The 10,750-nt window shown below is 65.7% G+C and carries 10 protein-coding genes; 3 read left to right on the top strand and 7 right to left on the bottom strand.

Annotated elements, in window-relative coordinates; all coding sequences use genetic code 11:
- Positions 1-180: 180 nt before the first annotated feature.
- From JWQ90_RS02215 to JWQ90_RS02200, 4 genes are read right to left on the bottom strand one after another with little or no spacing between them, the layout of a single operon-like run.
- A complete protein-coding gene (locus JWQ90_RS02215; protein WP_299688684.1) occupies positions 181-948 on the bottom strand; it encodes a 2-oxo acid dehydrogenase subunit E2 in 768 nt (255 codons plus the stop codon).
- Positions 945-1,175 (bottom strand): biotin/lipoyl-containing protein, encoded by a 231-nt coding sequence (locus JWQ90_RS02210; protein WP_299688681.1) that lies wholly within the window; start codon positions 1,173-1,175, stop codon positions 945-947. Before JWQ90_RS02210 ends, JWQ90_RS02215 begins: the two co-directional genes overlap by 4 nt.
- A gap of 25 nt (positions 1,176-1,200) precedes the next feature.
- Positions 1,201-2,226, bottom strand: a complete 1,026-nt coding sequence (locus JWQ90_RS02205) for an alpha-ketoacid dehydrogenase subunit beta (protein WP_299688678.1) — start codon at positions 2,224-2,226, stop codon at positions 1,201-1,203.
- Between the two features lie 26 nt (positions 2,227-2,252).
- A complete protein-coding gene (locus tag JWQ90_RS02200; protein ID WP_299688675.1) occupies positions 2,253-3,239 on the bottom strand; it encodes a thiamine pyrophosphate-dependent dehydrogenase E1 component subunit alpha in 987 nt (328 codons plus the stop codon).
- Between the two features lie 197 nt (positions 3,240-3,436).
- On the opposite strand from JWQ90_RS02200, the gene JWQ90_RS02195 reads away from it, so the two are divergent.
- Complete coding sequence (locus tag JWQ90_RS02195) at positions 3,437-4,126, top strand: TetR/AcrR family transcriptional regulator (protein WP_299688671.1); 690 nt, start codon at positions 3,437-3,439, stop codon at positions 4,124-4,126.
- 13 nt (positions 4,127-4,139) lie between these two features.
- Here the strand turns inward: JWQ90_RS02195 and JWQ90_RS02190 are convergent, their stop codons facing one another.
- A complete protein-coding gene (locus JWQ90_RS02190) occupies positions 4,140-5,264 on the bottom strand; it encodes a phosphotransferase (protein WP_299688668.1) in 1,125 nt (374 codons plus the stop codon).
- A gap of 239 nt (positions 5,265-5,503) precedes the next feature.
- On the opposite strand from JWQ90_RS02190, the gene JWQ90_RS02185 reads away from it, so the two are divergent.
- Positions 5,504-6,289, top strand: coding sequence for a tyrosine-protein phosphatase (locus tag JWQ90_RS02185; protein ID WP_299688665.1), 786 nt, complete (start codon positions 5,504-5,506; stop codon positions 6,287-6,289).
- A gap of 38 nt (positions 6,290-6,327) precedes the next feature.
- The gene (locus JWQ90_RS02180; protein WP_299688662.1) at positions 6,328-6,840 is read left to right on the top strand and encodes a nuclear transport factor 2 family protein; all 513 of its coding nucleotides are present in this window, start codon (positions 6,328-6,330) and stop codon (positions 6,838-6,840) included.
- Between the two features lie 69 nt (positions 6,841-6,909).
- Here the strand turns inward: JWQ90_RS02180 and JWQ90_RS02175 are convergent, their stop codons facing one another.
- On the bottom strand, positions 6,910-8,073 hold the full coding sequence (locus tag JWQ90_RS02175) for an OmpA family protein (protein ID WP_299688659.1): 1,164 nt from the start codon (positions 8,071-8,073) through the stop codon (positions 6,910-6,912).
- Positions 8,074-8,103: 30 nt separating this feature from the next.
- Positions 8,104-10,563 carry a TonB-dependent receptor gene (locus JWQ90_RS02170; protein WP_299688656.1) on the bottom strand — a complete coding sequence of 820 codons (2,460 nt, stop codon included), beginning with the start codon at positions 10,561-10,563 and terminating at the stop codon, positions 8,104-8,106.
- Positions 10,564-10,750: the final 187 nt, after the last annotated feature.

Here is a 10,750-nt window from a genome sequence, read left to right as displayed (position 1 = left end):
CGATGCTGCCCCGAAGGGGCGGATGAGGGGCTGTTCGGCGGGAAGAAGCCCCTCACCCGGCGCTCCGCGCCACCCTCTCCCGCAAGCGGGAGAGGGGATTTTCTTCCTAAGGTAGTGCCATTGGGGTGCAACCCGCCTTTCGCGTTCTTCCTCGATGCGCGGAAGGCGGGTTGCGAGCCGCTAGGCCAGCGATTCCGGCTCTGCCAGGCTCGCCGCAAGCGATGCACAGAAGCGCGCGGCCTCGGCGCCGTCGATCACGCGGTGGTCGTAGCTCAGCGACAGCGGCAGCATGGTGCGCCAGTCGATGCGCTGCGGATCGTCGCGGCTCGGCAGCGGCTTCTGGAACGAGCGGCAGACGCCAAGGATGGCGACTTCCGGTGCGTTGATGATCGGCGTGAACGCGGTGCCGCCGATGCCGCCCAGCGAGCTGATCGAAAAGCAGCCGCCGGACATCTCGTCCATCGACAGGCCTTTCTCGCGCGCCTTGCGCGATACCGCGGCGAGCTCTGCGGACAGTTCGGCGATGCTCTTGCGATCGACGTTGCGGATCACCGGCACCAGCAGGCCGCGCGGCGTGTCGACGGCGATGCCGACGTGGAAATACTTCTTGAACACCAGGTTCGCGCCGGTCGCGTCGAGCGAGGCGTTGAACTGCGGATACTGCGCGAGGGACTTGATTACGGCCTTCATCAGAAACGGCAGGGCGGTGATCTTGGCCTCGGGTTGCGCGGCCGCATGGCGGCGGCGCAGTGCCTCGAGTGCGGTCACGTCGGCTTCGTCGTGATGGGTGACGTGCGGAATGGTAACCCAGTTGCGCGTGAGGAAGGCCGCGGTGAAGCGCTTGATGCGCGTTACTGGCTTGCTCTCCACTTCGCCGAACAGCGCGAAGTCCACCGATGGCAGCGGGGGCAGGCCCGCGAGAGCCTCCGTTACCGTCGGCGCGCTCACGTGATTTCGCCGAGCACGGTACCCACTTCATAGACCTCGCCGGGGATGGCGATGATCTTGAGCTTGCCGGAAGCCGGAGATTCGATCTCCTGCACCGACTTCTCGCTCTCCAGGCTGAACAGCGGTTCGCCCTGCGTCACGGTGGCGCCGTCCGCGGCCAGCCATTCGGCGACGGTGCCTTCGTTCATCGAAAAACCGACTTTGGGCATCAGGATGGATGTGGTCATGACTTCTCTTATCGGAGTGAGTGAATCAGGCGACGGCGCGCGCCTGCAGCGTCTTGCGCACCGCGGCCTCGATGGCGTCGGCGCCCTGCATGAACGCGACTTCCAGCGGCTTGGAGTAGGGCACCGGGCAGTAAGGCGCGCCGACGCGCTGCACCGGCCCCTTGAGCTGGTCGAACAGCTCTTCGTGGATCACCGAGGAGATCTCCGCGCCGACGCCGAAGGGCTTGACCGCCTCGTGCGTGATCACCGCGCGGCCGGTCTTGGCCACCGAGGCCAGCACGGTCTTCTTGTCCCAGGGCGAAATCGTGCGCAGGTCGATCACCTCGACCGAGATGCCATCGGCTTCGAGCTTGCCGGCCGCGGCCAGCGACGGCGCGACATGCGAGCCGTAGCAGACCAGCGTGACGTCGCTGCCCGGCTTCACCACCTTGGCCAGGCCCAGCGGGATGCGCTTGCCCGGCTCGGGCGGCTCGCCCTGCGTGAAGTACAGCAGCGTGTTCTCGACGAAGATCACGGGATCGGGATCGTCGATGGCCGATAGCAGCAGGCCATAGGCGTCGGCGGGCGTCGAGGCCATCACCACCTTGATGCCCGGCGTGTGCGCGAACCAGGCCTCGTAGTAGTCCGCGTGCTGGCCGCCGACCGACAGGCCGGCGCCGGTGGCGGTGCGGATCACCAGCGGCACGTTGGTCTGGCCGCCCGACATGAAGCGCAGCTTGGCGGCGTGGTTGACGATCATGTCCATCGCGACCGTGGTGAAGTTCATCAGCATGATTTCGGCGATCGGCTTCATGCCCATGATGGCGGCGCCGATGGCCGCGCCGACGATGGCCTGTTCGGAGATCGGCGTGGAGCGGCAGCGCAGGTCGCCGTAGGCGGTCGACAGGCCCTTGGTGACGCCGACGATGCCGCCTTCCTCGGGGTCGGCGACGTCTTCGCCGATCACGATCACGCTGTCGTCCTTGGACATCGCCTCGTGCAGCGCCATGTTGAGCGCCTGGATCATGCCGACTTTCTTGACGGCGGGCTTGCTTGCGGTTTCGGTTGTCATGTTGTTCTCCTGGGGGCCGGACGAGGTCAGGCCGCGATTTCTTCGGCGAAGACGTCCTTGCGCAGCTCCGAGACTTCCGGCCACGGCGCCGCGATGGCGGCTTCGATGGCCTCGGTGAGTTCGGCGTCGATCTGCTGTTCCATTGTTTCGAGTTCGCCGGCCGTGATGTGGCCGTTGTCGATCAGCCACTGGCGGTAGCGCGGCACCGGGTCGGCCGCCATCGCCGCCTTTTTCTCGCCCGGGTCCATGTACTTGTCGGCGTCGCCGAACACGTGGCCGTAGAAGCGGAAGGTCATGGCCTCGATCAGCGTCGGGCCTTCGCCGGCGCGCGCACGGTCGATGGCGGTCTTGGCGACGTTGTACATGGCGATGGGGTCATTGCCGTCGACGCGGATGCCGGGCATCGAGTAGGCGGCGCCGCGATCGGCGATCTGCCTGGCCGCCGTGGTCTTCTCGTACTTGGTGTGTTCGCCGTAGAGATTGTTCTGGCAGACGAAGATCACCGGCAGCTTCCACACCGCGGCCATGTTGAGCGCCTCGTGAAAAGCGCCGATGTTGGACGCGGCATCGCCGAAGTAGGCCACGGCCACGCGCTTGTCGCCGCGGATCTGCGAGGCCAGCGCCACGCCGTTGGCGATCGGCAGGCTGGAGCCGACGATGCCCGTGGTCACCAGCACGCCGGAGGCCGGATGGGTGATGTGCATGGGCCCGCCCTTGCCCTTGCAGGTGCCGGTGGCGCGGCCCGCAAGCTCGGCCCACAGGTCCTTGAGCGGCACGCCCTTGGCGATCATGTCGTGGGTGCCGCGATAGATCGTGCAGATGTTGTCTTCGGGCGTCAGGTTCACCGACACGGCGGCAGGAATGCATTCCTGGCCGCGCGGCGAGTAGTAGACCATCGGGATCTTGCCGCTGAGGATGATCGCGCGCGACTTCTCGTCGTTCTGCTTGATCGTGGTCATCTTGCGGTACATGTCGACCAGGATCGCGCGATCCGGGGTGGGTGCAGAATTCATGGGGTTCCTCCGCTGCTGCGGTACGTTCTGGGTTTGCTGCCGCATGGCCTGCGTACGACGGACCGTGGCAGTCGGATGATCCGATATCTATTGGATGAAACTAAGCTTACAGCCGTAAAGATAACGCAGCCCATGAGCGCATGTCGAGACTTGCTTGCTAAGCTAGGCCCCGGGCGATCGATGAAGGAAGCGGGGCAATGGCGAAAGCGGTAGCGGCGGCGGGCGGGCAGCGCACTTCCCTGCGCGAGGAGTTCAAGAAGCTCACGCGGGAGCGGCTGGTCAAGGCGGCGACCGAGCTGTTCGCATCTCAGGGCTTTCGTCCCACCACGATCCAGCAGATCGCCCAGCGCGCGGGCACCACGCACACCACGTTCTACCAGCACTTCCGCAGCAAGGCCGATCTCGTGCGGCTGTTTCGCGACGAGATCAATGCCGAGATGGACGTCATGCTCGCCAAGCTCGACGGCAGCCCCGATCCGGGCTGGAAGGAGGTGCGCGCCTGGGTCGACGATTACGCGCAGATGTGGGCGAGCACGCACGTGCGCTGCGAAGCGCTGTGGGACGCGATGGGCGCCGAGCCGGAGCTCGCCGCCGACGTGATCACCGACGGCTACCGCATCACCGGCGGGCTCAAACAGCTGCTCAGGCGCTACGCGCCCGCCGACAAGGAGCGTGTGCAGAACAAGCTGGTGCTGCTGATCCTGATGATGGACCGCCTGTTCTTCCTGCTGCATTCGCAGGAGCGCAAGCTGCCCTCGGTGAAGATGCAGGACGATGTCGCCGACCTGATCTGCCTGGCGCTGCAGACGCCCAGCGTCGGCAGCACGCCCGCCAGGCCCAAGGCTCGCGCGGCGACGAAGAAGGCGGCGGTGAAGAAGGTGAAGTGAATCGGCACCCGTCCTACATCACCTCGGCGACCCGCTTTGCGGTGTCCAGGTCCTCGTACGCCGTCGACAGCCGCAGCAGGTTCACCACGTTGATCTCCCAGCCGTAGTTGACCACCGGCGTGGTCAGCCAGCCGATGTAGACGCCCCAGACCAGCGCGCGCGCATATTCGGCCCACAGCTGGTCGAAGCTCGGCGGCTGCGCCACGCCCAGCGCGGCGAGGCGGTCGAGGTAGCGGTGCAGCAGTTCGCGCTCGTGCTGGCGGCGCATGCCGATGCTCAGCGCCGTGGTGATCAGATAGCTCAGGTCGTGCGCGCAATGGCCGCGCACCGTGAGCTGCCAGTCGAGCAGGCCGGCGCCGCCGTCGGGCAGCAGGTAGGTGTTGCCCAGATGCGTGTCGCCGTGCAGCACCGTCTGCGCCAGACTGGCCTGGTGGCGCTGCACCGCCTGCGTGCCGGCCAGCAGCTGCGGCCCGCTGGTGCGCAGCCGCTGCACCAGCTCGCGCTTGAACGGATTGCTGTCGATCTCCTGCTGGATGATCATCGGTACCACGTCGTTCATGAGCCGGCACACGGGACCGTCGACGTGCGTTTCGAGCCATGACAGGTCGGACGAAAAGCGCGGGCTTTGCCAGTAGCGCGCATGCAGCGCGGCCAAGGTGTCCAGCAGGCTCTCGATCTGCGCCAGCGTGATCTCCTCGGTCACATTGGGGAAGCGCGCGGCGCGCAGCGTGAGGTCTTCCAGCAGCAGGCCGTAGCGGCCCGACTTGGGATCACAGGTGCCGCCGAGCATGCGCGGCGTCTCGATGCCGATCTCGGCGCCGATCTGCGTGTAGAAGCGCACTTCGTTGACGTACATCGGCGCGATCATCTCGCTGATCTCGCGCGGCAGCTTGAGGATTGCGCGCTGCGGCAGGCCGGCGCCGGTGCCCGGCGCGTATTGCAGCGACAGCAGCGCACGGCCGGAGGTGGAGACCATGGCCTCGCCGTACTGGCTGGACTTCAGCACTTCGTAGCTCTGCACCACCGTGCCCGGATGGCGCCTGGAGATCAGCGCGGTCAGCAGCTGCGGGCTGAGGTCCGCGGCCGAATCAGGAAAGGGTTCCGATAGCGGATCTGAAAACGACGACGGCTGGGACACGGGCATTTCTCCTCTGCTCTCGGTTGCTGTTTCGACGCTGTGGGCGGTCCGCCAGGAGCGTCTGTCTTTAGTGGACAATGAAATCTTTACGAGTATAAAGTCAACACCATAAGATAAGGCAAAAGCAGCGCAGACACGACACCGGCGCGCCGGGAAACCGCTTCGATTCGTGACCCGGCCTGGACCTGTCCGCGGAGGCGCAGACAAGATGCGGGCATCGCCCACATCCCGACCAACCCATGTACGAGCAAGTCTTGCAACTGGAAGGCATCCCCAATTTCCGCGACGTCGGCGGCTGCCGCAGCCGCGACGGCCGCAGGCTGCGCCGCGGTCGCATCTTCCGCGCTCCGCTGATGGACAGCCTGGCAGGCGAAGATCTGCAGCGGCTGCAAGCCGCGCAGTTGGGCATGGTCTGCGATCTACGCGGCGTGGACGAGCGCGCACGTGCGCCTCAGGCCTGGCTGCAGGGGCTCGATCTTCACGATGCGCATGTCGACGTCAACAACCATCACCTGCGCGCTGCCACCGAGGCCATCGTCCAGCTGATCGTCGCCGAGCCCGATACCGGCAAGATGCTGGCGCTGATGGAGCACAACTACCGGCGCATGCCGGAATCCTTCCACGGACGCTGCGGCGTGGTCGTCGACTATCTGCTCGGCGATACGACGCGGCCGCTGGTGATTCACTGCGCCGCGGGCAAGGACCGCACCGGCTTTCTGGTGGCGCTGCTGCTGCTGGCGCTGGAGATCGAGGAGTCCGCGATCTACGACGATTACCTGCTGTCGGCGCAGGCGGCCAGCGTTGCCGCGATGTGGGAACACGGAAAGACGCTGCTCAACAAGGCCCTGAACCGTGAGCCCGACCCGCTGCTGATCCAGCTGGTCTGCGGCGTGCAGCGCGAGTATCTGGCGGCCGCGATCGATCAGTTGCGCATCGACTACGGCTCGGTGGACGCCTACCTGGAGCAGGCGCTCGGGCTCACGCCGGAGCGCCGCGTCCTGTTGCATCGGCGGCTGCTGGAATAAGCGATTGCCGAGCTAAAAAACCTAAGGAGAACGACGACGTGGACAAGACACTCGAACAACGCGTGCAGGCGCTGGAGGACCAGCAGGCGATCGTGCGGCTCAAGGCGCGATACGTGAACCTCAACGACGGCGGATGGGACGGCAAGGGCACGCATCGCCATGCCATTGAGGTCGCCGACCTGTTCGTCGACGACGGCGTCTGGGACGGCCGGCCCAACGCCGGCTATGCCGTAGGCCGCGAAGGCATCCGCGCCTTGTTCGAGAGCTTTGCCGCGGTGCCTTTCATCGTGCACTACGTGACCAATCCGCTGATCGAAGTCGACGGCGACATCGCGACCGGCCATTGGCATGCGCTGGTGACTGCGACGCTGCCGGATCGCCAGGGCCTTTGGACGCTGGGCCTGTACAAGGAACAGTACCTGCGCACCGCGCAGGGCTGGAAGTTCAGGACGCTGCGCTTCGAGACCGCGGCCAACACGACCTACGACCTCGGCTGGGCCAAGCAGCAGTTCGCGTTCGGCGAGCAGGGCTTCGGCGAGATCACCGGCTAGCCCTGCGTAGGGCGGGAGCATCCCGCCTTCTGCGTCTCCGGGACACGCGATAGGCGGGTTGCACCCGCCCTACAGGGCCTTGCTTTCGGTGATCTTGAGTTCCACGCGGCGGTTGAGTTCGCGGCCGTCTTCCGTCGCGTTGTCGGCCACGGGCTGTGTCTCGCCGTGGCCCTGTGCGGTCATGCGGCTCGCCGCGACGCCGCGCGAAGCCAGGTACTGCGCGACCGATTGCGCGCGCTGCTGCGACAGCCTGCGGTTGTATTCGTCGCTGCCCTTGGCATCGGTATGTCCGCCGATCTCGACGTGGATATCCGGCGCCGCCACGAGCGCGTCGGCCACCGGGTCGAGAATCGCCTTGGCGTCGGGCGTGAGCGTGGCCTTGTCGAACTCGAAGTTGACGCCATGCAGCACCAGCGTGTCGCCGGTGGCGCAGCCCGAGAGGTCCACCTTCTGTCCGGCTTCGGGCGTCTGGCAGGGCGGAGGCGGTGGAGCCAAGGGACAGCCGGCGTCGTCGACGGTGGTGCCGGCCGGCGTGCCCGGGCAGCGGTCGCGCTCGTCGGGCACGCCATCGCCGTCGCTGTCAGGCGGCGGCGCAACGGGGACCACCGCGGCTGGTTCTGCCGTGGGCGGCGTCAGCTCGGCGCTGCGTCCGAGCGGCAGCTGCAGGCCGAGATTGATCAGCACGTAGTTGAAGTTGTCGGGCGCGATCGTGGTGCCCTCGGGGCTCGAATCGCGATGGCCGTAGCGGTACAGCGCTTCGGCTCGCACGGCCAGGTCGTAGCGCCCGAAGCGCAGCGGGAACAGGTAGCCCGGCCCGGCGTTGAGAAAGGTGTTCGAGAACTGGTGAGAATCCCCGGTGCTCGGGTAGTGCCTGACCTCCAGCCCGCCGGCACCGACGAGGAAGTACAGGTTGGGCAGCGTCTTGAAAGGAAACAGTTGCGTGTTGACGCTTGCGCCGGCGAGCTGCGCCGTCTGCTCGTCGCTTTCCACGCGCTCGTATAGGCCGCTGAGTTCGATCGAATACCAACCGAAACGATAGCCAGCCGCAAACGAGCCGCCAAAACCCTGATCCAGGTGGCGGTCGTCGGTCCACACGTACGAGGCCATCGGCGCCACGTACGAACCTTCCTGCAGGCGCGAGCTGCTCGATTCCTGTGCCGTGGCGGGCGTCACCATCAGCGACAGCACGACGCCGAGGCCGGCCAGAGAACGCCGTGAGATAAGCTGATTCATGAAGGTCTCCCAAACTTTCGACGTGATGAATCAGAACGACCAGTTGACGCGCAGGCCTACCGTGAGCGGCGGCGCCAGGGGCTCCAGGCGGCCGAAGTCGGTGAGGAACTGCCCGTAGGAATGTGTCGTGTCGCCGAGGTTGTCGCCGAACAGCGTCACACGCACGTTGGCGGGTTCGTAGAGGTAGCTGATCCGCGCGCTCAGGATGGTGTAGGCACTCTCCTCGAACACCTTGGTGTTCTGCGGCAGGTAGTAGTAGCTGGAGGTGTAGTACAGGTCTCCGGCGACTTCGATGGGACCATGGCCCGTCGCGAAGGTCTTGCTCAGTCCCAGCGTGCCCGAGAACTTGGGCGTTCTCACCATGCGGTTGCCGCTATAGTCGCCGCTGCCGAAGTTGTAGAGGCCGAAGGAGTCGCTGCGCACGTTCCCGCTGGCGTCATAGGCGTTGTAGTAGCCGCTGCCGTTGGGGTAGTCGGTGTATTTGGCGTCGAGATACGCGCCCGATGCGGTGAGTACCAGGTTGTCGATCTTGCTCGGGAACAGCTGTGCCAGCATGTCGAAGTCGGCGCCGCGGATGCGCGCGCCACCAGCGTTCTCCAGCGTCACCGCGCCACCGCTGAACAGCGACAGGAACTGGACCTGCAGGTCCTCGATCTTGCTTTGGAACACCGCCGTGTTGAAGCGTATGAGCTTGTCGAACAGCTCCGTCTTCAGGCCCAGCTCGATGGCCGTGATCTGCTCCGGTTTCACATACTCCGGCTGGTTGTAGATGTTGATGACGTTGAACGTGCCGCTCTTGAAGCCCTTCTGCCAGGACAGGTAGAGCAGCGCATCGTCGGTCGCCTTGTAGTTCAGCGAAACCTTGGGCGAGACGTTGGATTCGTGCCGGCTGTCCGGGGCGAAGGAGATCAGCGTCGTTTGCCCGCCATCGAGCCCCTCCAGGCCGAAGCTGGAGTTCAGCAGCTTGCGCTTCTCGGTCTGGTAGCGCCCGCCGAGAATCAGCGACAGGCGGTCCGTGACGTAGCCGGTGCCCTGCGCGAAGACCGCCGTCGATTCCAACTCCGATATGCCGGACAGCCGGGCCAGCACGCCGCTGGGAGACGGCAGGTTGCCGAGCAGGTTCTGCAGCCCGGCGGGGAGCGCGCCGTAGAGCTCGTCGACCGCGCCCAGCGGGATGCCGAGCACGCCGGCCTGTTCGCCGCCGAGGAGTCCCAGGGACGCATGCAGCCCCTGGTGCGCCTTGATGTAATACAGCCCGGTGATCCATTCGAAATGCTCGTGCCAGGGTGTCTCCTTGTTCGACAGGATCTGCAGCTCCGCGGTATCGATGTCCGCAAACACCGGCGAGGAGAACGACGCGACCGGCTCGGGCGTGCCGTCGAAGTCGGTATAGCCCTGGTTGCGCATCTTCTGGTCGCTGCCGAGCAGCTTGGTGTCGAACCAGGGGTTGGTCCAGGCGAGCTGGCCGTAGAGCACCGTATTGTCGATCTCGAAGGAAATGGGTGCGTCGACGCTGGCCTTGAAGTCGCGCGGCTGCGGCTGCGCGCCGAGGTCGCGCATCAGCAGGCTTGGGGCGGTGTTGGGCTGCAGCGCGGTATTGAAGCCGTCCTGTTCCAGGCGAAAGTAGCCCAGCGTCAGGTCGATGTCTTCGACCGGCTGCCAGCGCGCCTTCAGACGCGCGCCGCGCGAGACTTCGCGCGGAATATGCTGCTGCGGCGAGTCGTCGCGGAATTCGTAGTAATTGTCGGAGCTGTTGTAGATGCCCGACGCGCTCACCGCCAGCGTGTCGGTCAACGGAATGCTGGTGTACAGCCGCGTCTTCCAGGTGTTGTAGCTGGCGTAGCTGCTTTCCAGTTCGGTTTCCGCGGTCTGGCTCGGCGACTTGGTGATGATGTTGATCGCGCCGCCGGTGGTGTTGCGGCCAAACAGCGTGCCCTGCGGGCCCTTCAGCACTTCGATGCGCTCCAGTGCGCCGAAGGACTGCGCGAGGCCGCTGGAGAACGGAAAGTAGATACCGTCGATGTAGGTCGCCACGCTTGGATCGGCGAGCAGGAAGGCGTCGGACCCCACGCCTCGCAGATAGGTGATAGCGAAGCCTGCATTCGAGGTCATCGTCAGCCCCGGCGTGCTGGTCTGCAGGTCGGTGGGGTCGTCGATGCCGCGCGCATCGAGCTGCTCGGCGCTGAACGCCTGCACCGAGATCGGCACGTCCTGCAGGTTCTGTTCGCGCTTCTGCGCGGTCACCACCACTTCCTCGACGAAGCGGTTACCGGGCGTTTCGCGCTTGGCCGCTTCTTCCTCGGGCGCGACAGCTGCCACCGGAATCGTGGTGGGGTAGGGCTCGACGGCCGCGTCGGCCGGCGCTGCCTCTGCGGGGAGAAAGTTCTGCTGAGCCGCCTCGTCGAGCGGGGCAGCCGGTTGCTCCTGCGCCATCGCTGCGCCCATGGCCGTATACAACAGCATGCCGCAGCCGAAAATCTCTCGGTTCATCACAGGTTGCGCTCCTCGCTGTAGCCGTCGGCGTTTCCGCTGCAGCCATTTCTTTAGTTACTGTTCAACGGACTGGCATCGGAGCCAGCTGTCATCTTTCCGGGCCGCAGTCGTCCAGACCACAGGACAGCCGGCGTCGCCGCCGGGTTGGGGCGTACGGTTTTCTCCCCCACGCCTCGTGTTTTTG

The sequence above is a fragment of the Hydrocarboniphaga sp. genome, assembly GCF_028291725.1.
Lineage (GTDB): Bacteria > Pseudomonadota > Gammaproteobacteria > Nevskiales > Nevskiaceae > Hydrocarboniphaga.
The sequence above is the reverse complement of the archived record's forward strand: the minus strand, read 5'-3'. Positions and strand labels throughout refer to the sequence as shown.

Coding starts and splice junctions, on each gene's coding strand:
- JWQ90_RS02185 (WP_299688665.1), top strand. CDS start 5,504: ATGTACGAGCAAGTCTTGCAACTGGAAGGCATCCCCAATTTCCGCGAC.
- JWQ90_RS02175 (WP_299688659.1), bottom strand. CDS start 8,073: ATGAATCAGCTTATCTCACGGCGTTCTCTGGCCGGCCTCGGCGTCGTG.
- JWQ90_RS02195 (WP_299688671.1), top strand. CDS start 3,437: ATGGCGAAAGCGGTAGCGGCGGCGGGCGGGCAGCGCACTTCCCTGCGC.
- JWQ90_RS02170 (WP_299688656.1), bottom strand. CDS start 10,563: ATGAACCGAGAGATTTTCGGCTGCGGCATGCTGTTGTATACGGCCATG.
- JWQ90_RS02210 (WP_299688681.1), bottom strand. CDS start 1,175: ATGACCACATCCATCCTGATGCCCAAAGTCGGTTTTTCGATGAACGAA.
- JWQ90_RS02200 (WP_299688675.1), bottom strand. CDS start 3,239: ATGAATTCTGCACCCACCCCGGATCGCGCGATCCTGGTCGACATGTAC.
- JWQ90_RS02205 (WP_299688678.1), bottom strand. CDS start 2,226: ATGACAACCGAAACCGCAAGCAAGCCCGCCGTCAAGAAAGTCGGCATG.